Source organism: Pseudomonas sp. C9-3 (genome assembly GCF_032392015.1).
GTDB classification, from domain to species: Bacteria; Pseudomonadota; Gammaproteobacteria; order Pseudomonadales; family Pseudomonadaceae; genus Pseudomonas; species Pseudomonas nitroreducens.
Window position 1 is genome coordinate 5,332,735 of the sequence record NZ_CP135919.1, and the last position, 21,988, is coordinate 5,354,722.

The following is a 21,988-nucleotide window of genomic DNA, read 5'->3' on the forward strand; positions in this document are numbered from 1 at the left end:
TCTACAGGCGACACCCCTATCTTGCGGCGATCCGCGTCGATCAGCTGGCCTGGCGATTGCTCCGCAGCAGGCTCAGCGCCATCAGCGCGAGCAGGCCGACGCCCGCCAGCAGCAGCGCCCACAGGCCGTAGCGTTTCCAGTTTGTATCGGCCTTCGCCTCCTTGGCCGTCGCGGGTGTGGCAGGAGCCTGAAGAGTGCCCTTGAGCCGTGCCTCGCCCATGCCCGCCAGCCGCTTGGGCTCGTAGCCGGGCACCAGGGTGGTCAACGGCAGGCTGCCATCGGTGATCGAACCGTTGCCCACCGCCAGCTCATAGGGCGCACCGCCGCGCGCGAGGAACACCAGTTCGCTGGCGCGCACGCCCACGCTCAGGTGCGCTGTCGAGCCGCCGAGGCCACCACCGCGCGAATCTACTTGCAGGCGCAACTGGCCCAACGTGCTGCCAGGCAGCTCCAGTTCTTCCTGGGTAATCTCGCCACCCTGCCCCGGCAGGCGATACAGCACGCCGCGCGCCAGCGGAGTCCACTGCACGTTGCCGTCGTGGCGACCAGAGATGACCACCGGCGCCAGGGTGTTGTCCTGCTGCAGAGGAATCCGCACGCGTTCCACCGGCAGTGCCAGCGGCAGGCTCCAGCTGAAGTCACCATTAGTGTCGGCCTTGGCCGCCAGCGGTTCGGACCAGAGCATCGGCACCGGGCCGCTACTGCTGCGGCTGCCACTGAGCGTGGCGCCCACCAGCTGCGCAGCCTGCTCCGGCGACTCCCACCACAGGCGCAGGTAGCGCGCTGTTTCGCCCGGCAGGGCGATGTCGTTCTGCTCGATACGCTGGCCGTTGAAGTCCAGCCGCGCCAGTTGTCCCTCGCCCAGCGAGCGCCAGTGTTCGAGGTCGTCGCTGGCCTCGATGCGCAGGCGCTGGAAGCCGTCGCCGTCGGCCGTCCAGTCAAGCTGCAGACGGTCCAGCGGCAGGTCGTCGGCACCGGTCTCCAGCAGCCAGCCGCGGAGCACCTGGGCCTTGTCCGGCGTCGGCGCATTCGGGGTGATTTCCAGGATGGTACCGGTGGTGCTGCGGACGATCTTCAGGTTGTCGCCGGCCGCACTGCCGGAGGCTCCACGCAGCGGGAAGATGCGCGCCTGCACCTCGCTGCGCACCTCTTTCTCGCTCGCCGCGCTGGTGCGCAGGCTGTAGGGCAGCGCCTCGCCCTCGGCGTTGAAGATGCGCACGTCGCGCAGGTCACCATGGCGGGCCGCGAACAGCACTTCGATGGGCAGTTGCACGCGGTACCACGGGCCGTTGCCGGAAACCTCCAGCGGCACGCGATTGGCGAAATCCGCCGGCGCGGGCGCAGCACTGGCGTAATTACCCAGCAGGCACGCGCCGATGAAAAGTACGAGTGTCTTGAGCTTCATGCGGAGGGTTGCTCCTGTTGCGATGACTCTTCGGGCACAGGCCGGCGCGGCGGCAGCGGCGCGAAGTAGCCGACGATCAGCATCAGCACGCCGACACCGATGAAGGAAATGATGCGTTCCAGGCTGCCGCCACTGGCGCGGTCGACCAGGAACAGCTTGATCACCACCACGACTAGCAACACCGCGCCGACCAGCCAGAAATCACGCCGGCCACGCAGATGCCCGGCGATCATCAGGCCCAGCGCGATCAGGGCCCAGACGATGGACAGCCCGGCCTGCACCAGCATGGACTGGCTCAGGGCATCGAACTCGAACGGCACGCCGCCCCAATGGTGCGCGGTACGGCACACGGCCATGGTCAGCAGGGCAAACAGCGAGGCGCCCAGCAGCGCCTGCACCGGCAGGCGCAGGGTCGATTCGGCCACGCCCAGTTGCGGCAGCCCCAGGCGCGTCCACTGGAAGATCGCCGCGAGCACGATGAGCATGCCCAGCTCCAGCGGGTTCAGCAGCGGCAGGTACGGCAGCGGGTCGGCCGCGCCGTTGCTGAACAGGTTGACCAGCCAGAACCAGCCCAGCAGCGCCAGGGCTACCGGAGCGGCGGCGATGGCGCGGTACTCGCGCTCGAAGGCGGCCACCGGCCACGGCAGGCGCGCCACACCGCCCATGAGGATCAGGAACAGGCTCGGTACCAGCGCCCAACCCAGCCAGCGCCAGGCGTTGTAGTGCTCGGCCAGGGCGAAGAACAGGTAGCGCAGCTCCAGCGCCAGCACGCCGAGGATCAACCAGCAGCCCAGCACATGGGCCGTGCGCGCGGCCAGGCGCGGTAGCAGCGCATCGAGGCGGCGCAGTATGAAGAAGTGCACCACGAACACCGCCAGCCAGCCAAGCCAGCCCAGCTCTGCCAGCGGGTGGTACTGCAGGTTCCAGGCACTGGCCAGGGCCACCAGCGACACCGGCACCAGCGCCAGGCACAGCAGCGCCAGCGCGCGCCATTGCTCGCGGCGCGCCAGCAGCGACCAGAAGCCCACGCTGATCGCAGCCACCAGCACCGCTACGTGCTCACGCATCTCGCTGGGCACGAAGCGGGCGATCTCCCACAGCGCGGTCAATGCCCACCAACCGGCGCCCCAGACCAGCAGCAACTGCGAAAGCTGCTCCATTCCAAGACCACCCAGCGCCAGGTTGCGCTCGCGCTCGCTGGCTCGGTGCAGGCGCCAAGCGCCGACCAGAGCGGCCAGCGCCAGCACTGCCGGAGTCCAGAAGCCCATGTGCGCCAACGGCTTCAGGCCCTCGCTGGGCAGGTCGCCGAACAGCGCGGCGCCACCGAAGAGGAAAGCGCCCGCGCCAATCACCTGCAGCACCAGGCCGAAGACGAAAGCAGCGCGTTGCTGCAATTGCAGGCTCAACCAGAGGATCAGCAAGCCGCTGCCCGCCCACACCGCCGCCGCCGTTTGCCACGGCAGCACGAAAAGCACGGCGAGGTTGACGAAGGCCAGGCCCAGCAGCAGGACCACGCTCAATCCCAGCATCAGCCGGCGGTCGTCGCGGACCATGGCGTCTCTCGCAGCGACCAGCATGCCAGCGATCAGCGCGAGGCCAATCAGCGAGGCCGTTACCAGCCCGCGCCAGCCGGAGCCCAGCACACCACCGCCTTCCTGCGCGCCATGCAGATGCAGGAGGAACACCGCCCCGCCCAACAGCTGCACGGCAAATGCGCAGGCCAGGAAGGTGCGCGAGCGCAGGCGCAGCGCGGCGAACAGCGTGGCCAGCCCGGCGATGGCCCAGGTCATGGCCGTGCCGTCCGCGCCAAGCAGCAGGGGCGCGATCAGGTAGAGGAAGGCCAGGCCGAAAGCTGCCAGGACCGGGCGCGCACTCGGCTCCCAGCTGCGCAGAATGTGTGGATCGGCGTTGCGCAGGTTCCAGAAGCTGAACAGCAATGCCACGCCGAGCATCAACGCGCCCAGCGGTGCACCTTCGAGCAGCGTCAGCGATTGCGGGTCGGCATGCAGCCCAGCGAGGAACGCCAGCGCTGCGCCCACTTGCAACAGCAGGGCAAAAGTCCGCGCAAGCGGTCGCTGCTGGCGCAGGCCGAGCCAGAAGATACCGGCGCCTTCCACGGCCCAGGCGGCAGACGTCCAGCGCGCATCCAGGCCCAGTGGAATTGCCAGGGTGCCGAATACCACGCCCAGCGCCAGGCAGGTTTCCACCAGCAGCAGCGCGCGGCCGGCAGTGCGACCGGCCAGCACGCGGGCGAGCACCATGTAGAACAGGCCCAGCGCCAGGGCGCTGAACGCAGCGCCGAACTCCAGGTGCTGGATGATCCCGTACTGCAGGCCGAAGCCCACCAGCGGCGTGCCGAACAGGATGGTGCCGTCGACGTAGTCGGTCTGCCGCGCCGACCAGCGCAGCAGCGCCTCGCGGGAGTCATCCTCCGGCGCGCCAGCCGCCTCGCGCAGGCGCCGGCGGGCGAACAGCAGGCCGATGGCGACGTAGGTCAGGAAGAACAGGACCAGGAACGGCTCGGTCGTTCCGAACAGCTCCGGCTGGTACGAGCGCAGGCCCCAGGCCAGGCCGATGCCGAAGGTGCCGAAGAAACCGATCAGGTTGAGCAGGCGCCAGGCCTTGAACCAGGCGATGGCGAAAATACCGGCGTTGAGCAGGGCGAAGTAGCTGAACAGCGCGACATGGCTACCGCCGCCGGTGGAAGCCAGGATCGGCGCGGCGAAACCGCCCAGCGCGGCAGCGGCGGCCAGGCCCAGCGCGTCCTGGAGAATGGCCAGGATCGCCGAGAACAGGGTGACCGCCACCAGCAGCACGAACCCGGCCTGCGGATCGATCAGCACTTCGCCGTGGTTCATCGCCGGGTACAGCTTGATACTGGCGAACACCGTCAGGTAGAGCACGGCGATGCCGGTGCCCTGGAGAATCAGCGCATAGGCCGGGCGCCGATGACGCAGCCACCAACCCAGGCCGAGCAACGCCAGCGCGGCGGCCGCGGTGCCGATGTACGGCCCCTGCGGCGGCATGGTCATGCCTTCGGTGGCGTAGCGCAGCAGGAAGGCCAGGCCGAGGAACAACAGCAGCACGCCGACGCGCAGTACGGTATTGCCGCCCAGCAGCCAGTCGCGGGCGGCTCCGAAGGCGCGGTCGAACAGTGAAGGAACTGGCGGTTGTGGTGGCGCCGGCGGGGCGGCAGGAGCCGCGTGCGGCTGAACCTCGGGCTCTTCGACACGCGCCTGGGTTGCTGGCTTGTCCAGGGGTTCGAGCACCAGGTCCGACCACTCGACAGCTGCTCCCTCCCGCGCAGCGGCCGCTGGGGCGGGCGCCTGCTCGTCGGCAGGCAGCTCGATACTCCACTCCAGCTCGGTGGCAACAGCTTCGCGGGTGGGTGCCTCGAATTCAGGCTCGCCGTCGGCGCCTACCTCAGCCCTGGGCGGAGCAACGGGCACCTCGGGCGCGGTGTACTCGACGCCGGCCGGCGGCACCTGCCCGGCAGCGCCGCGCTCCACCTGCAGCAGCCGCTCATAGAGAGCCTTGGTGCCCTGGTCGAAGCGCTCGCCAAAGGCCTTCAGTTCGCCACGAAGGCTGGCATTTTCCCTTTGCAGGCTGTGCAGCGCGAAGGTCTGCCCTAGCGCGAGGCCCACCACCGCGCCGAGTACCGCCCCGGTAATCGACTCGCCCGCAGCGGCGCCGATGACCAGGCCGACCAGCATGAAAATCCATTGCATGCTTTCGAATCCTTGAGGTTCTGTGCGAATCCATCCCGACCCGGACGCGTACGCCCGGATAGCTGAGTATATCGGCCCGGCTCCGTGGCCTGCGTCCACGATCTCACAGCTTCGAATACTCTGACGTCGCGAGACTGCCTTTCAGCCACGCTCCGAGGAAAAATCAGACGCGTCCTACGACACCCTCTCGCTCCTACAATTGCTGGCGGCCTTTACCACGGGCAAAAAAAAGCCGGGCATAAGCCCGGCTTTCTCGTACTGCTGGTCGACTTAGACCTTGGCGCGCTCGTAGCGCTTGCGGTCGTTCTCGTTCAGCATCTTCTTGCGCAGACGGATCGACTTCGGCGTCACTTCCACCAGCTCGTCATCGGCGATGAATTCCAGCGCCTGCTCCAGGGTGAAGCGGATCGGCGGAACCAGGGCGATGACTTCGTCCTTGCCCGAAGCGCGCATGTTGTCGAGCTTCTTGCCTTTGGTGGGGTTGATCACCAGGTCGTTGTCGCGGCTGTTGATGCCGGCCAGCTGGCCTTCGTAGATCTCGTCGCCTGGGCCGAGGAACAGCTTGCCGCGGCTCTGCAGGGTTTCCAGCGAGTAGGTCAGCGCGGTGCCGGTGGCCATGGAGACCAGTACGCCGTTCTGACGGTTGGTCACTTCGCCGGCCTTGATCGGGCCGTAGTGGCTGAAGGTCGAGGTCAGGATGCCGGTGCCCGAGGTCAGGGTCAGGAAGTTGTTACGGAAGCCGATCAGGCCACGCGCCGGGATGGTGTATTCCAGGCGCACGCGACCCTTGCCGTCGGGGATCATGTTGGTCAGATCGCCCTTGCGCAGGCCCATCTGCTCCATCACCGAGCCCTGGTGCTGCTCTTCGATGTCGATGGTGACGTTCTCGTAAGGCTCCTGCTTCTCGCCTTCGGCGGTCTCGATGATGACCACTTCCGGACGGCCTACGGCCAGCTCGAAGCCTTCACGACGCATGGTTTCGATCAGTACCGAGAGGTGCAGTTCGCCACGGCCGGAGACCTTGAACTTCTCCGGGGAGTCGCCTTGCTCGACGCGCAGGGCCACGTTGTGCAGCAGTTCCTTGTCCAGACGGTCCTTGATGTTGCGGCTGGTGACGAACTTGCCTTCCTTGCCGGCGAACGGCGAGTCGTTGACCTGGAAGGTCATGCTCACGGTCGGCTGGTCGACGGTCAGCGGCGGGCGCGCTTCGACGTTCTGCGGGTCGCACAGGGTGTCGGAGATGAACAGCTCGTCCATGCCCGAGACGCAGACGATGTCACCGGCTTCGGCTTCAGCGACTTCGATGCGCTGCAGGCCCGAGTGGCCCATGATCTTCAGGATACGGCCGTTGCGCTTGGTGCCGTCGTCGCTGATGGCCACGACCGGGGTGTTGGTCTTGACCTTGCCGCGGGCGATGCGGCCGATGCCGATCACGCCGAGGAAGCTGTTGTAGTCCAGCTGGGAGATCTGCATCTGGAACGGGCCGTCGACGTCGACTTTCGGCGCCGGGACGTGGTCGATGATCGCCTGGAACAGCGCGTCCATGTTGTCGTCCATCTTCTCGTGGTCCATGCCGGCGATGCCGTTCAGGGCACTGGCGTAGACGATCGGGAAGTCCAGTTGCTCGTCGGTGGCGCCGAGGTTGTCGAACAGGTCGAAGATCTGGTCGATGACCCAGTCAGGACGCGCGCCCGGACGGTCGATCTTGTTCACCACGACGATCGGACGCAGGCCGGCCTTGAAGGCCTTCTGGGTCACGAAACGGGTCTGCGGCATGGGGCCGTCCTGGGCGTCGACCACCAGCAGTACGGAGTCGACCATCGACATCACGCGCTCAACCTCGCCACCGAAGTCGGCGTGGCCGGGGGTGTCGACGATGTTGATGCTGTAGTCGTTCCATTTCAGCGCGGTGTTCTTCGCCAGAATGGTGATGCCACGCTCTTTTTCCTGGTCGTTGGAGTCCATCACACGCTCGTTTTCCGCTTCTTTGCGGTCGAGGGTGCCGGACAGGCGCAGGAGCTTGTCTACGAGGGTGGTCTTGCCATGGTCGACGTGGGCGATGATGGCGATGTTGCGCAGTTTTTCGATCACAGTGTCAGTCTCGATAGTGAATCTTCGGCTGCCGATTTCGGCAGCGGGGGCCGGGCCGTGGCGCGGCGGTGCAAATGGTCAGGGCGTGAGCTTACGCACCCAATGTGTCGGGAGGTCGGTGGCGGATGCTGCCGCCGAACAGTCCGGGCTGGCGGCGTTGGTCCGCGCCTTTATTGCGGACGGTAAACACGCACATTGGTGTGCCCTTCGTTGACCAGGTGGTGGGCGTGCAGACGACTCATCACGCCCTTGTCGCAATACAGGAGGTACTGGCGATTGGGGTCCAGTTCCTTGAATTTGCTGTTGATCGCGTAGAACGGCATCGGCAGTACTTCGATGCCCTCGATGGCCAGCGGTTCATCTTCCTGGGCGTCCGGGTGGCGGATGTCCACGACGATCTGCCCGGCCAGCACTTCATCGACCATTTCCACCGCCAGGTCCTTGCCCAGTTCGTCGATCACGCGGTCGACGGTCATCTGGGTGGAGCGCTCCAGGGCGCGGTCGAGCACGGCCATGTCGAACTTGGTTTCTTCGTAGTCGACTCGGTGCGGCTTGGCCTGGGTGGTCGGGTTCACCGAGATCACGCCGCAATATTCTGGCATGTGCTTGGCGAACTCGGCGGTGCCGATCTTCGTCGCGGTGTCGATGATGTCCTGCTTGTGGCTGACGATCAGCGGGCGCAGGACCAGGGTATCGGTCACCCGGTCGATCACCGAGAGGTTCGGCAGGGTCTGGCTGGAAACCTGGGAAATCGCCTCGCCGGTCACCAGCGCGTCGATCTCCAGGCGCTCGGCCACTCGGCTGGCGGCGCGCAGCATCATGCGCTTCAAGGTCACGCCCATGTAGCTGTCGTCGACCTTGGTGAGAATCTCACCGACCACTTCCTCGAAGGGCACGCTGACGAACAGCACGCGCTGGGAGCTGCCGTACTTCTTCCACAGGTAGTGCGCGACTTCCATCACGCCCAGTTCGTGGGCGCGGCCGCCGAGGTTGAAGAACACGAAGTGGCTGATCATGCCACGGCGCATCATCTGGTAGGCCGCCACGGTGGAGTCGAAGCCACCGGACATCAGCACCAGCACCTGCTCCAGCGCACCCAGCGGGTAGCCGCCGAGGCCATCGTGCTGGGCATGGATGACATAGAGGCGGTCATGGCGGATTTCCACGCGCACTTCCACTTCCGGGTTCTTCAGCGATACGCCCGCCGCTCCACAGTGCTGGCGCAGGCCACCGCCGACATAGCGCTCGACGTCGATGGAGGTGAACGGATGCTTGCCAGCGCGCTTGCAGCGCATGGAGAAGACTTTGCCCGGCAGCTTGTCGCCGAAATGGGCCTTGCACTTCTCGAGGATGTCGTCGAAATCGCCCAGCGGGTATTCGTGCACTTCCAGGAAGTGGCCGATGCCCGGCGTGCAGGTCAGGCGCTCGATCATCTCGCGCAGGACCTTGGGGTCGGTGACCCTGGTCTCGACCTCGAGGTTGTCCCACTCGCCTTCGACCAGCAGCTCGGGGTCGAGGTCGCGGAGCACCGTGCGAATGTTCTTCGCCAGCTGGCGGATGAAGCGCTTGCGCACCGGCCGGCTCTTGATGGTGATTTCCTGGAAGACCTTGACGATGAGTTTCATGCGAATCGGGCGATTGCCATGGGACTGAAAAAAAGGGGCGGAATTATATCCGAAATTGCTCAAGACTTGAGCAGAAATCGGAGACTTTCTTTTCCGCGCACCAAAATGGACGAACGCACCACGATACAGCACCAAAACGGTGCACAATTATCACGCAATTCTCTGCAATACCCGCCACAGCCCGTGATTTCAGGGCTTCTGCCCATTTACGGGCACTGGCACGCAACTTGCTCTCTTGTGAGGCAGGTTGCCCTGGCGGAGTATTCCGGCCGGCATCACCCGATACTGGGGCACGAAAAAGCTCCCAGCTCTAATCCCTCCTGGAGGACAGCATGTCGTACAAGTCGCAACAACTGATCAAAGATCATGACGTGAAGTGGGTTGACCTGCGCTTCACCGATACCAAAGGCAAGCAGCAGCACGTCACCATGCCCGCCCGCGACGCGCTGGACGACGAGTTCTTCGAAGCCGGCAAGATGTTCGATGGTTCCTCCATCGAAGGCTGGAAGGGCATCGAAGCCTCCGACATGATCCTGCTCCCGGACGACAGCACCGCCGTGCTCGACCCGTTCACCGAAGAGCCGACCCTGATCATCGTTTGCGACATCATCGAGCCGAGCACCATGCAAGGCTACGAGCGCGACCCGCGCAACATCGCCAAGCGTGCCGAGGAATACCTGAAGTCCACCGGTATCGGTGACACCGTATTCGTCGGCCCGGAGCCGGAGTTCTTCATCTTCGACGAAGTGAAGTTCAAGTCCGACATCTCCGGCTCGATGTTCAAGATCTTCTCCGAGCAGGCTTCCTGGAACACCGACGCCGACATCGAGACCGGCAACAAGGGTCACCGTCCGGGCGTCAAAGGCGGCTACTTCCCGGTACCGCCGGTCGACCACGACCACGAAATCCGTACCGCCATGTGCAACGCCCTGGAAGAAATGGGCCTGGTCGTGGAAGTCCACCACCACGAAGTGGCCACCGCTGGCCAGAACGAGATCGGTGTGAAGTTCAACACCCTCGTTGCCAAGGCTGACGAAGTCCAGACCCTGAAGTACTGCGTGCACAACGTTGCCGACGCCTACGGCAAGACCGTGACCTTCATGCCGAAGCCGCTGTACGGCGACAACGGCTCGGGCATGCACGTGCACATGTCCATCTCCAAGGATGGCAAGAACACCTTCGCTGGCGAAGGCTATGCCGGCCTGTCCGATACCGCCCTGTACTTCATCGGCGGCATCATCAAGCACGGTAAAGCCCTGAACGGCTTCACCAACCCGGCCACCAACTCCTACAAGCGTCTGGTTCCTGGCTTCGAAGCCCCGGTCATGCTGGCCTACTCGGCCCGCAACCGCTCCGCCTCGATCCGTATCCCGTACGTTTCCAGCCCGAAAGCCCGCCGCATCGAGGCGCGCTTCCCGGACCCGGCTGCCAACCCCTACCTGTGCTTCGCCGCTCTGCTGATGGCCGGCCTGGACGGCATCCAGAACAAGATTCACCCCGGCGATGCCGCCGACAAGAACCTGTACGACCTGCCGCCGGAAGAGGCGAAGGAAATCCCGCAGGTTTGCGGCAGCCTGAAAGAGGCGCTGGAAGAACTCGACAAGGGCCGTGCGTTCCTGACCAAGGGCGGCGTGTTCACCGACGAGTTCATCGATGCCTACATCGAGCTGAAGTCGGAAGAAGAAATCAAGGTGCGCACCTTCGTGCACCCGCTGGAATACGACCTGTACTACAGCGTCTGATCCACGAATACCTATAAATAGCGACAGCATTAAGGCCTCCTTCGGGAGGCCTTTTTTATGCCTGCAGAAAAACGCCGCAGCTCATCCCCGCAGGAGCGAGCCTGCTCGCGAACCGCTTGGCACTGATCTGATCGCGAGCAGGCTCGCTCCTGCAACGGGAGGCCGGGATCAGATACCACCGTCCGCCGGCACGCCCTGTTCCTCGTCGTCCTCGCGGCGCGATTTGCGCATGCGCGAAAGCTGCACGTTCAGGCGCGGCATGGAGAGCTCCAGCCCGGCCTTGTCGAGCTTCTGCCGCAGGCGCAGGTTGAACGCGCGCTGTACTTCCCACTGGCGGATCGGCGCGGTCTTGAAGCGGAAGCGCAGGATCGCCTGGCCGGCATCGAAGCTCTCGATACCCTGGATTTCCAGTGGCGACCAGATGGCGCGGTTGATGGTGCGGTCGGTGCGCAGCTCGCCGGAGACTTCCTTGACCAGCGCCAGCGCGTCGTCGATCGGCATGCTCGCCGGCACCGGCCAGCGGAACATGGCGTAGCCGAACTGGCGCGAGTAGTTCTTGATGCTCTTGATCTCGCTGAACGGGATGGTGTGCACCACGCCGTCCAGGTCGCGCAGGCGCACGGTGCGGATGGTCAGGCCCTCCACCGTGCCGAGGTGGCCGCCAACGTCGACGTAGTCGTCGATGGACAGCGAGTCCTCGATGATGATGAACAGGCCGGTGATCAGATCCGCCACCAGCGATTGCGCGCCGAAACCGATGGCCAGGCCGATCACACCGGCACCGGCAAGCAGCGGCGTGACGTTCATGCCCATGTTGGCCAGGGCGACGATCAGGGCGATCACCGCGATGGTCACGAACAGTACGTTGCGGATCAGCGGCAGCATGGTCAGGGCACGGGCATTGGCGCTCTTCTTGCCGCCCAGTCCAAGGCTGTGCTGCACGGCGGTGTCCGTGAGGATCCAGACCAGCCAGGCGACCAGCAGGGTGGTGCCGAAGCTGAACAGCTTGAGGCTGATCTGCGAGCCGTCGCCCTCGGCGAAGCGGATCAGCGACATGCCCCAGACGCGCAGGCCGATCTCCAAGAAGAACAGCAGGCTGGCGATGTGCAGCAGCGTGTAGCCGAAGCTCTGCAATTGCTCGATGTAGGGCGCATGGCGACGCGCACCGCGCCGGGCAGAGCGCTGGTGCGCGCGACGGATCAGGCCGTTGACGGTCATCGCCACCACCGCCACGACGGCGCAGACCAGGGCCCGGCGCAGTGCGTAGCTGCTGTCGCCGGCAGTAACGATGGTGGCGAACAGCGAAATGCCCACCAGCACCAGCACCGGCAGGAACCAGATCGAGCCGATCAGCTCGACCAGGTCGCTCAGGCCGCGGCGCTTGAGGCGGCGCTCCAGTGGCTGGTTGCGGATCAGGTGTGCGATGGGGCGGCGGAACTGCAGGACGAACAGCGCGGTGAGCAGCGCCGCGCAGATATTCGCCACCGAACCGACGAACAGCGAGATGTTCATGCCCAGGCTCTCGATGACGCGCGGGTCGTGCATCACCTCGCCCAGCGCGGCGAGGCTGCCGATCAGCCAGAGCGGGCGGAAGGCGCGGCGCCGCAGGATATCCAGCGCACGCATGCGGTGCGGGCCGCTGAGCAGCGACAGGGAGATCACGCACAGGGCGGAGAACAGCGTGCCGCACACCAGGGTGTAAGCGATCACCATCGCCACCAGCTTGCCGAGCGAGCTGGGCAGCACAACCGACAGGTAGACGGTAATCAGGAAGGCGACCAGCCAGGGGCCCAGCTTGCGCAAGGCGAACAGCAGCAGATCGCGGGTCTTGGGATGCTGCGGCAGCTCGCCTTCCAGGCCGAAACGCTTGCGCATGCGCCCGGCAACCCAGCGCAGGCCGAGGGCGACGCAGGCCCAGATGAGGATGACCAGGGCAAAATCGAGGATCATTCCCGGCCATTCCGCCAGCGACGGCGTGCGCACTTCCAGCTCGTAACCCGCCCCCTGGAACAGCTCGGCCCAGCGCACCATCGGGCTGTTGGCGCCTTCGAACTGCTTCTCCAGGCTGCCCAGGGTATCGCCGATCAGGCCGAGCACGCCGCCCTGCTCCTCCGCACCCTTCTGCGTCGCATCGCGCAGTTGCTTGAGTTTCTTCAGCAGGTCACCGCGCTGCTGGTCGTTCTCCAGGGTCTTGATCACCTGGTTCAGCGACTGCTCCAACTGGGCATCACTGACCTTGGTCTCGCCACCGCCCGTCACCCCGGCCAGCTGCCCGGGAAGCGCCGCCAGCGCGGGCCCGGCGACGGACAAGCCGAGGCCCAGGCAGCACAGCAGCAGCCACTGACGAAGCAGGTAACGAATCGAAATCACAGGCACACCCCACACCGATGGAAAATGACGCTCGCCCGCATCATACAGACGCCGGCGCCAGGCTCGGACCCGTCCCGCGCGGGAAAGGTCCTTCGACGAGCAGCAGCGCACAACGCGCGGCGCCCTGCTGAAAGACAATAGGCAACTTGCCAGCCGCCGTCGGCGGTGCAAGGCTTGGCACGACCATCCGGAGATTCTTCATGCGCCTGATCCTTACCGCCCTGCTGCTCGCCGCCGCATTGCCAGCCAGCGCGCAGATCTACAAGTACACCGACGCCAACGGCAAGACGGTGTTCACCAACCAGCCGCCGACCAACGTCGACGCCAAGCCCGTGGAACTGCCACCGACCAACACCGTCGGCCCGCAGGCTCCCATCGTCCCCGTCGACGGCGGCGGCCAGAGCCAGGCGACCGGCGCCTACGCCATTCTCGCCCTGAGCAACCTGCCGGACGACGAATCGCTGCGCCAGAACAACGGCACCTTCATGGTGAACGTCGTGGTGCAGCCGGCCCTGGCGCCGGATCACCAATTGCAGCTGTTGCTCGACGGCCAGCCCTACGGCGCCCCGACCAGCAGCACCAGCATCGGCCTGCAGAACATCGACCGTGGCGACCACACCCTGGCAGTCCAGGTGCTGCAGGGCAGCCGGGTGATCCAGGCCAGCAGCCCGGTGAGCTTCACCCTGCAGCGCATCAGTACCAACAGCCCAGCGCGCAAGGGCAACTGACGATGCGTCACCTGGTAGTTTTCCTGTTCTCGGTGCTGTTCTGCCTCTCGGCCAGCGCCGAGGTCTACACCTACATCGACAAGGACGGCAACCGCGTCTTCACCGACCAGCCACCGCGCGGCAACGCGCAGAAGCTGCAACTGGCGCCGACCAACTCCCAGCCCGGCTCGCCCAATGGCGTGCACATGCCGCCGCCGCTCTACGCACCGGCCACTCCCGCGTTGCCGCCCGGCCCGCCGGCCTACCAGTTGCTGCGCATCATCGTGCCGGAGCCCGATGCCACCGTACGCGCCAATGACGGGGCCCTTATCGTTTCCGCCACCAGTGACCCGGCCCTGTTGCCCGGCCACCTCTACCGCCTGCTGCTGGACGGCAAGCCGGTCGGCGACCCTGGCCGCAGCCCGGTCTTCCCGCTGAACAACATCGATCGCGGCACTCACCAGCTGTCGGTGGAAATCATCGACACCCTCGGGCGCACCATCGAGCAGACGCCCAACCAGCCCTTCCACATGTTCCGCGTTTCCGTGGCCGACTCGCTCGACCTCGACCGCAGCCAACCACTCAGCGCCGACCGTCGCTGACGGCGGCGTGCGATCTGCCACAAATGCACCATATCGGTGCATGTGCCTGCACCACTTTCTATACTCTCCCCATTTCGGGTCACTCCCGCTGAGCGGATTGGCCGCCTGCGCACCGCAAATCAGCGCGATGCCGCGAAATACGCGTCTTTTCAGGGCCTGGTTTGCTTCTTGCATTTTCCCGCACAGTCTTGGGACATCTCCTACGCCATGCCTACAGAAACCCAGCTCCGCCTGTTGCTCGACAACCTCACCACGGCGGTGATCCTGCTCAACGCCGAGCTGCGCCTGGAGTACATGAACCCGGCAGCGGAAATGCTGCTGGCAGTCAGTGGCCAGCGCAGCCATGGGCAATTCATCAGCGAGCTGTTCACCGAATCGCCCGAGGCGCTGCAGTCGCTGCGCCAGGCCGTGGAAGAGGCGCACCCCTTCACCAAGCGCGAAGCGACCCTGACCTCGCTGACCGGCCAGACCATCACCGTCGACTACGCGGTGACGCCGATCCTCGACCGTCGCGACACCCTGCTGCTACTCGAAGTCCACCCTCGCGACCGGCTGCTGCGGATCACCAAGGAAGAGGCGCAACTGTCCAAGCAGGAGACCACCAAGCTCCTGGTGCGCGGCCTGGCCCATGAGATCAAGAACCCGCTGGGTGGGATTCGTGGCGCGGCGCAGCTGCTTTCCCGCGAGCTGCCGGACGAATCGCTCAAGGACTACACCAACGTCATCATCGAGGAAGCCGACCGGCTGAGGAACCTGGTGGACCGCATGCTCGGCTCCAACAAGCTCCCGCAGCTCTCGGTGACCAACGTCCACGAAGTGCTGGAGCGCGTCTGCAGCCTCGTCGAAGCCGAAACCCAGGGCACCATTCCGCTGGTGCGCGACTACGACCCGAGCATCCCGGACCTGCTGATCGACCGCGAGCAGATGATCCAGGCGGTGCTCAACATCGTGCGCAACGCCATGCAGGCGATCGCCGCGCAAAACGAACTCAAGCTGGGGCGCATCACCCTGCGCACCCGCACCCTGCGCCAGTTCACCATCGGCCACACGCGCCATCGCCTGGTGTGCAAGGTGGAGATCATCGACAACGGCCCGGGCATTCCGGCTGAACTGCAGGACACCATCTTCTATCCCATGGTCAGCGGCCGCGCCGACGGCACCGGCCTGGGCCTCGCCATCACCCAGAACATCATCAGCCAGCACCAGGGCTTGATCGAATGCGAGAGCCATCCCGGCCACACCGTGTTCAGTCTGTTCCTGCCCCTGGAACAAGGAGTCCATTGACCATGAGCCGATCAGAGACCGTCTGGATCGTCGACGACGACCGCTCCATCCGCTGGGTGCTGGAAAAAGCCCTGCAGCAGGAAGGCATGACCACCGTCAGCTTCGACAGCGCCGACAGCGTGATGAGCCGCCTGGGCCGGCAACAACCGGACGTGATCATCTCCGACATCCGTATGCCCGGTTCCAGCGGCCTGGATTTGCTGGCGCAGATCCGCGAGGTGCACCCGCGCCTGCCGGTGATCATCATGACTGCGCATTCGGACCTGGACAGCGCGGTGGCCTCCTACCAGGGCGGCGCCTTCGAATACCTGCCCAAGCCGTTCGACGTCGACGAGGCCGTCTCCCTGGTCAAGCGCGCCAACCAGCACGCCCAGGAGCAACAGGGCCTGGAAGCCCCGGCCAACCAGACACGCACCCCGGAAATCATCGGCGAGGCGCCGGCGATGCAGGAGGTGTTCCGTGCCATCGGCCGCCTCTCCCACTCCAACATCACCGTGCTGATCAACGGCGAATCGGGTACCGGCAAGGAGCTGGTCGCCCACGCCCTGCACCGCCACAGCCCGCGCGCGGCTTCGCCGTTCATCGCGCTGAACATGGCGGCGATCCCCAAGGATCTGATGGAGTCGGAACTGTTCGGCCACGAGAAAGGCGCCTTCACCGGCGCAGCCAACCAGCGCCGCGGCCGCTTCGAGCAGGCCGATGGCGGTTCGCTGTTCCTCGACGAGATCGGCGACATGCCGGCCGACACCCAGACCCGCCTGCTGCGCGTGCTGGCTGATGGCGAGTTCTACCGGGTGGGTGGCCACACCCCGGTGAAAGTGGACGTGCGAATCATCGCCGCCACTCACCAGAACCTGGAAAACCTGGTGCGCGAAGGCAAGTTCCGCGAAGACCTGCTCCACCGCCTGAACGTCATCCGGGTGCACATTCCGCGCCTGGCCGACCGCCGCGAGGACATCCCGGCACTCGCCCGGCACTTCCTTTCGCGCGCGGCGCAGGAGCTGGCGGTCGAGCCGAAGCTGCTCAAGCCGGAAACCGAGGAATACCTGAAGAACCTCGGCTGGCCGGGCAACGTGCGCCAGCTGGAAAACACCTGCCGCTGGATCACCGTCATGGCATCCGGCCGCGAGGTGCATATCGACGATCTGCCGCCGGAGCTGATGACCCAGCCACAGGACAGCGTGCCGGCCGCCAACTGGGAGCAGGCCTTGCGCCATTGGGCCGACCAGGCACTGGGACGCGGGCAGTCGAACCTGCTGGACACCGCCGTGCCGGCGTTCGAGCGGATCATGATCGAGACCGCGCTCAAGCACACCGCCGGCCGCCGCCGCGACGCCGCCGTGCTGCTGGGCTGGGGCCGCAATACCCTGACCCGCAAGATCAAGGAACTGGGCATGAAGATCGACGGCCCGGACGAGGACGGCGACGACTGACGTCGCTCCACTGAAAAGGGGCCGAAGGCCCCTTTTTCTTGTGTTGCTGCGCCAAACCCCGTAGCGCGGTGCCGGGCAGTCCGCTCCTGCGCAGTTGGCGAGCGCGCCATTGGCTTTCGGTGCGGACCATGACCGCCATCAACGTCCATTAAACCGGGTCACATCCCGGTAGCATTTACCCCCAGAACCTGTGGATAACACTGTGCACGGAACGGGGAAGGAACGTGCTACAGCCCAGAGCATGCGCGGTCTGGGGGTTTGCTCGGTTTCTGTGCAGGAATTTGCGGGTTGCCCACATCGGCTGTGCGCCTGCCTGTGGATAAGCTTGGGGCAAGCCGCTGCGCTTCACAGCCCACGCGGGTTTGCGCGGACCGTACAAAAAACGCTCAGTCCATGGCGAAGCCGTGTTGACGCCAGGCTTCATAGACGGTCACGGCAACGGTATTGGACAGGTTCAGGCTGCGGCAACCCGGACGCATCGGCAGGCGCACACGCTGCTCCGGCGGCAGCGCGTCACGCACTTCCTCGGGCAGCCCACGGCTTTCCGGGCCGAAGAGGAAAGCGTCGCCACGCTCGTAAGCCACTTCATGGAATGGCTGCGAACCCTTGGTGGTGAAGGCGAACAGGCGCGGGCGGCCGAGCTGTTCCAGGCATTCCTCGAGGCTCGCGTAGCGCCGCACGCTGGCGTACTCGTGGTAATCCAGCCCGGCGCGACGCAGGCGCTTGTCGTCCAGCTCGAATCCCAGCGGCTCGATCAGGTGCAGGCTTGCGCCCGCGTTGGCGCACAGCCTGATAATGTTGCCAGTGTTGGGGGGAATTTCCGGTTGAAAAAGGATTACGTGGAACATGCAGCGCTCCGAGCCTGAGAACGGCGGGCATTCTACTCCCGCAAAGGAGCAAATGCGGCCCAGGCCCTGGCTGAAAGTGATGGTTTCGCTGTGTGTGCTGGGCCTGCTGCTGGGCCTGATGATAGGCCGCCTGGTCAATCCGCCGCACGAAGGGCCAACCCGGATCCTCGCCATAGAGCCTTCGCCCGATGGTCTGGTACTCACCCTGGACGCGCAGCCGGCCGTTCGCGCCGGCCACCAGGACGGCGCACTGGTGCTGCAGATCGAAGCCGTTGCCACGGCACAGCAGGGGCAACTGCGGATCGGTGATGCTCCGGTGCGCTGGAGACTGGAGCCGCAAGGGGAAGGGCTTCTGCTGACGCTGCTGTCGACCCGGCGCCTGCAAGGTACCTGGGACAGCACCGAAGTCGAGGGCCGGTGGCGCCTGAGCATCAGCGCGCGGCCCGAATAAAAGCGGGGTGTTCCCGGCCTGCCTGGTCCGGGGCCCCGAAGTGGGAGGCGATGCCTTCGAGCGAAGGTTCGCGGGCATAAAAGAGGGGTTTCCCCGGCCTGCCTGTACCAGGACCCCTAACGGGTGCGCAGGGCGCCGTAGCACGCCTGCGGGCATAAAAAGGGGGCTTTCCCGGCCTGCCTGTACCAGGACCCCCGAACCGGCTGCGACGGCCGCCGCTTCGGGCTGCACGCTCGCTAGATGTAAAAGAGGGGTTCCCCAGCCTGCCTGTACCGAGGCCCCTGAAATCGCTGTTGTCAGAGGTATTGCAGAGGGCGTGCCAAAACGTGCTCAGGACCTTGTCGGTGAGCGGAGGCACGACACGAAAAGACCCTACAGGCCTTGCTGCATGAGGCTTTCAGCGATTTTTACCCGTTAACTGAAACTCGCTGACGGCAGCGCTCCCCAGGCATGTCGCGGCGCGCAGAGTGTCGCTGCACCTGCGCCCTGCTAGTGCGCATGCACCAAACTTGAACGCACTGCGCGGCATTCCCCTGCAGGAGCGAGCTTGCTTGCGAACAACCGTGACACCAGCGCCACCGGCAAAAGCGGTTCGCGAGCAAGCTCGCTCCTACAAAAGAGCCCGCGCATTTACCCACAACAGGCTTGGGCAATTGCTGCAACAGTCTGTGGATAAACAGCTCAACGGCAGGCGGTACGTGGCCTTCGTGTAGCTGTTCAAATTTTGTACAATTCAGATCGCAGGCAAAGAAAAAGGCGCCCGAAGGCGCCTTTCTCGTCTGGCGTCAGTGATTACTGAGCCGGGATCTCGCCGGAAGCCTGCATACGGGCGATTTCCTGCGCGTACAGCGCATCGAAGTTCACCGGGGACAGCATCAGCGCCGGGAACGAACCGCGGACAACCAGGCTGTCCAGAGTTTCGCGAGCGTACGGGAAGAGGATGTTCGGGCAGAAGGCGCCCAGGGTGTGGCTCATGCTGGAAGCGTCCAGGCCCTTGATCAGGAAGATGCCGGCCTGCTGCACTTCAGCGATGAAAGCGGTTTCCTCGTTGTTCTTCACGGTCACCGAAACGGTCAGGACCACTTCGTAGAAGTCGCCGTCTAGCTGCTTCTGACGGGTGTTCAGGTCCATCGAAATGGCCGGCTGCCACTCCTGGCGGAAGATTTCCGGAGCCTTGGGGGCTTCGAAGGAGAGGTCGCGTACGTAGATGCGCTGCAGCGAGAACTGCGGGTTGTTGTCTTGCTCGGCTGCGCCGTTGCTGGCTTGTTCAGTCATTTCGGGACCTTCTTGTGCATCGTTTCAGAATGAGGGATCACGCCGAGAGCAGCGTATCCAGCTTGCCCGCGCGTTCCAGCGCGTAAAGATCGTCGCAGCCGCCGATGTGGGTTCCGTCGATCCAGATCTGCGGCACCGAAGTGCGGCCCGCCTTGCTGGCCATCTCGGCGCGAACGCCAGGCTTGCCGTCCACGGAGATTTCCTCGTAGGCGACACCCTTCTTGTCCAGCAGGGCCTTGGCGCGGATGCAATAAGGGCACCACGCGCTGGTGTAGATCAAGGTCGACGGCATCTCACTTCACCAGGGGCAGGTTGTCGCCACGCCAGCTGCCGATACCGCCGGAAAGCTTGGCGGCGGTGTAGCCAGCCTTCTGCAGCACGCTGCACCAGGTGCCCGAGTGCTGCCCCATGCCGTCGACCACGATGATGGTCTTGGCCTTGTGTTTGTCCAGCTCGCTCATGCGGGCGTTCAGCTTGTCCGCCGGGATATTCAGGGCACCGACGATGTGACCGGTGGTGAACTCCTTGGTGGGACGGATATCCAGCACCACGGCCTGCTCGGCGTTGACCATGGCAGTCAGCTCGCGGGTGGACAGCGCGCGGCCGCCCTTGCGCATTTCGTGCAGGGCCAGCAGTACCAGCAGGATGACCAGGGCACCGACCAGCAGGTAGTGGTGGGTGGCGAATTCGATCAGACGAGGAAGAAACGAAGACATGCGCAGGACATCCAGACGTAAAAATGCCGGCCAGTATACACGCGCGTATCTGACGGCTGAACCCTAGGGATCATGGCGTCTGTCGGCACCAAAAGGTAAAATGTGTGTCCTTTTCTGACCCCTATTCTCGGAAAGAGCCGTAACTATGACTGCAACGCCCAAACCGCTGGTCCTGATCATTCTGGACGGCTTCGGCCATAGCGAGAGCCCGGAATACAACGCCATCTATGCCGCGAAGAAGCCCAACTGGGACCGCCTGCTGGCCAGCCAGCCCAACGGCCTGATCTCCGGCTCGGGCATGGACGTCGGCCTGCCCGACGGCCAGATGGGCAACTCCGAGGTCGGCCACATGAACCTGGGCGCAGGCCGTGTCGTCTACCAGGACTTCACCCGCGTCACCAAGGCGATCCGCGATGGCGAGTTCTTCCAGAACCCCGTGCTGACTGGCGCCGTCGACAAGGCAGCGAATGCCGGCAAGGCCGTGCACATCCTCGGCCTGCTTTCCGATGGTGGCGTACACAGCCACCAGGACCACCTGATCGCCATGGCCGAGCTGGCCGCCCAGCGTGGCGCCGAGAAAATCTACCTGCACGCCTTCCTCGACGGTCGCGACACGCCGCCCAGGAGTGCCGAGCCGTCGCTGAAGCTGCTCGACGACGCCTTCGCCCGCATCGGCAAGGGCCGTACCGCCAGCATCATCGGCCGCTACTTCGCCATGGACCGCGACAATCGCTGGGACCGCGTCGAAGCCGCCTACAACCTGATCACCGACGGCACTGCCGAATTCACCGCCGAGACCGCCGTGGGCGCGCTGAACGCAGCCTACGAGCGCGGTGAGAGCGACGAATTCGTCAAGGCCACTCGCATCGGCGCACAGGTGCGCGTGGAAGATGGCGACGCCGTGGTCTTCATGAACTTCCGCGCCGACCGTGCCCGCGAGCTGTCGCGCGCCTTCGTCGAGCCGGGCTTCAAGGAATTCCCGCGCCAGCGCGAGCTGCACCTGGCCGAATACGTGATGCTGACCCAGTACGCGGCGAGCATTCCGGCACCCAGCGCGTTCAAGCCCGAATCCCTGGACAACGTCCTGGGCGAGTACTTGGCCAAGAACGGCAAGACCCAGCTGCGCATCGCCGAGACCGAGAAATACGCCCACGTGACCTTCTTCTTCTCCGGCGGCCGCGAAGAGCCGTTCGAAGGCGAAGAACGCATCCTCATCCCCTCGCCCAAGGTCGCCACTTATGACCTGCAGCCGGAAATGAGCGCGCCGGAGGTCACCGACAAGATCGTCGACGCCATCGAGAACCAGCGCTTCGACGTGATCATCGTCAACTACGCCAACGGCGACATGGTCGGCCACACCGGCGTGTTCGAGGCCGCGGTGAAAGCCGTTGAGTGCCTGGATACCTGCGTCGGTCGTATCGTCGAGGCTCTGGACAAGGTCGGCGGCGAAGCACTGATCACCGCCGACCACGGCAACGTCGAGCAGATGGAAGACGCCATGACCGGCCAGGCGCACACCGCGCACACCTGCGAACCGGTGCCTTTCGTCTATATCGGCAAGCGCAAGCTGAGCATCCGCGAGGGCGGCGTACTCGCCGACGTGGCCCCGACCCTGCTGAACCTGATGGGTCTGGAGCAGCCAAAAGAGATGACCGGGAAATCGATCGTCACCCTGCTTTAATGGGTATCGATCTGGCGGGAACGTGAGCCA

At 64.9% G+C, this 21,988-nt stretch carries 16 protein-coding genes; 7 read left to right on the forward strand and 9 right to left on the reverse strand.

The window, feature by feature from the left end:
- Nucleotides 1-40 precede the first annotated feature (40 nt).
- The 4 genes from RS899_RS24470 to thiI form a co-directional block, all read right to left on the reverse strand.
- Complete coding sequence (locus tag RS899_RS24470; protein WP_315808285.1) at nt 41-1,405, reverse strand: DUF3999 domain-containing protein; 1,365 nt, start codon at nt 1,403-1,405, stop codon at nt 41-43.
- Nucleotides 1,402-5,133 carry a DUF2339 domain-containing protein gene (locus RS899_RS24475; protein ID WP_315808286.1) on the reverse strand — a complete coding sequence of 1,244 codons (3,732 nt, stop codon included), beginning with the start codon at nt 5,131-5,133 and terminating at the stop codon, nt 1,402-1,404. Before RS899_RS24475 ends, RS899_RS24470 begins: the two co-directional genes overlap by 4 nt.
- A gap of 270 nt (nt 5,134-5,403) precedes the next feature.
- A complete protein-coding gene (typA, locus tag RS899_RS24480; protein WP_045215809.1) occupies nt 5,404-7,224 on the reverse strand; it encodes a translational GTPase TypA in 1,821 nt (606 codons plus the stop codon).
- Nucleotides 7,225-7,394: 170 nt separating this feature from the next.
- Nucleotides 7,395-8,849: a tRNA uracil 4-sulfurtransferase ThiI gene (thiI, locus tag RS899_RS24485; RefSeq protein WP_054910503.1), complete on the reverse strand. Its 1,455-nt coding sequence runs from the start codon at nt 8,847-8,849 to the stop codon at nt 7,395-7,397.
- Nucleotides 8,850-9,181: 332 nt separating this feature from the next.
- On the opposite strand from thiI, the gene glnA reads away from it, so the two are divergent.
- A complete protein-coding gene (glnA, locus tag RS899_RS24490; RefSeq protein WP_017517179.1) occupies nt 9,182-10,591 on the forward strand; it encodes a glutamate--ammonia ligase in 1,410 nt (469 codons plus the stop codon).
- Between the two features lie 168 nt (nt 10,592-10,759).
- Here the strand turns inward: glnA and RS899_RS24495 are convergent, their stop codons facing one another.
- Nucleotides 10,760-12,967, reverse strand: a complete 2,208-nt coding sequence (locus tag RS899_RS24495) for a mechanosensitive ion channel family protein (RefSeq protein WP_233297458.1) — start codon at nt 12,965-12,967, stop codon at nt 10,760-10,762.
- Between the two features lie 194 nt (nt 12,968-13,161).
- On the opposite strand from RS899_RS24495, the gene RS899_RS24500 reads away from it, so the two are divergent.
- From RS899_RS24500 to ntrC, 4 genes are all read left to right on the forward strand, one after another.
- Entirely contained in the window at nt 13,162-13,689 is a 528-nt protein-coding gene (locus RS899_RS24500) for a DUF4124 domain-containing protein (protein ID WP_054910501.1), read from the forward strand.
- A gap of 2 nt (nt 13,690-13,691) precedes the next feature.
- Nucleotides 13,692-14,270, forward strand: a complete 579-nt coding sequence (locus tag RS899_RS24505) for a DUF4124 domain-containing protein (protein ID WP_233297459.1) — start codon at nt 13,692-13,694, stop codon at nt 14,268-14,270.
- Between the two features lie 207 nt (nt 14,271-14,477).
- Nucleotides 14,478-15,554 (forward strand): nitrogen regulation protein NR(II), encoded by a 1,077-nt coding sequence (gene glnL / locus RS899_RS24510; protein WP_024766655.1) that lies wholly within the window; start codon nt 14,478-14,480, stop codon nt 15,552-15,554.
- A 2-nt stretch (nt 15,555-15,556) separates the two neighbouring features.
- Nucleotides 15,557-16,987, forward strand: coding sequence for a two-component system response regulator NtrC (ntrC, locus tag RS899_RS24515; RefSeq protein ID WP_315808287.1), 1,431 nt, complete (start codon nt 15,557-15,559; stop codon nt 16,985-16,987).
- Between the two features lie 386 nt (nt 16,988-17,373).
- Here ntrC and trmL read toward each other — a convergent pair whose 3' ends face one another.
- Entirely contained in the window at nt 17,374-17,835 is a 462-nt protein-coding gene (gene trmL / locus RS899_RS24520; RefSeq protein ID WP_233297460.1) for a tRNA (uridine(34)/cytosine(34)/5-carboxymethylaminomethyluridine(34)-2'-O)-methyltransferase TrmL, read from the reverse strand.
- Nucleotides 17,836-17,887: 52 nt separating this feature from the next.
- Here trmL and RS899_RS24525 point away from each other — a divergent pair, with 52 nt between their 5' ends.
- Nucleotides 17,888-18,286 carry a hypothetical protein gene (locus RS899_RS24525; RefSeq protein ID WP_315808288.1) on the forward strand — a complete coding sequence of 133 codons (399 nt, stop codon included), beginning with the start codon at nt 17,888-17,890 and terminating at the stop codon, nt 18,284-18,286.
- A gap of 792 nt (nt 18,287-19,078) precedes the next feature.
- Here the strand turns inward: RS899_RS24525 and secB are convergent.
- The 3 genes from secB to RS899_RS24540 are packed head-to-tail and all read right to left on the reverse strand — an operon-like array spanning nt 19,079 to nt 20,277.
- Nucleotides 19,079-19,561 (reverse strand): protein-export chaperone SecB, encoded by a 483-nt coding sequence (gene secB, locus RS899_RS24530; RefSeq protein WP_233297462.1) that lies wholly within the window; start codon nt 19,559-19,561, stop codon nt 19,079-19,081.
- Between the two features lie 37 nt (nt 19,562-19,598).
- The gene (gene grxC, locus RS899_RS24535) at nt 19,599-19,853 is read right to left on the reverse strand and encodes a glutaredoxin 3 (RefSeq protein ID WP_024762249.1); all 255 of its coding nucleotides are present in this window, start codon (nt 19,851-19,853) and stop codon (nt 19,599-19,601) included.
- 1 nt (nt 19,854) lies between these two features.
- Entirely contained in the window at nt 19,855-20,277 is a 423-nt protein-coding gene (locus RS899_RS24540; protein WP_024762248.1) for a rhodanese-like domain-containing protein, read from the reverse strand.
- A 145-nt stretch (nt 20,278-20,422) separates the two neighbouring features.
- On the opposite strand from RS899_RS24540, the gene gpmI reads away from it, so the two are divergent.
- Nucleotides 20,423-21,958, forward strand: coding sequence for a 2,3-bisphosphoglycerate-independent phosphoglycerate mutase (gene gpmI / locus RS899_RS24545; RefSeq protein WP_315808289.1), 1,536 nt, complete (start codon nt 20,423-20,425; stop codon nt 21,956-21,958).
- The last annotated feature ends 30 nt before the right edge of the window (nt 21,959-21,988 follow it).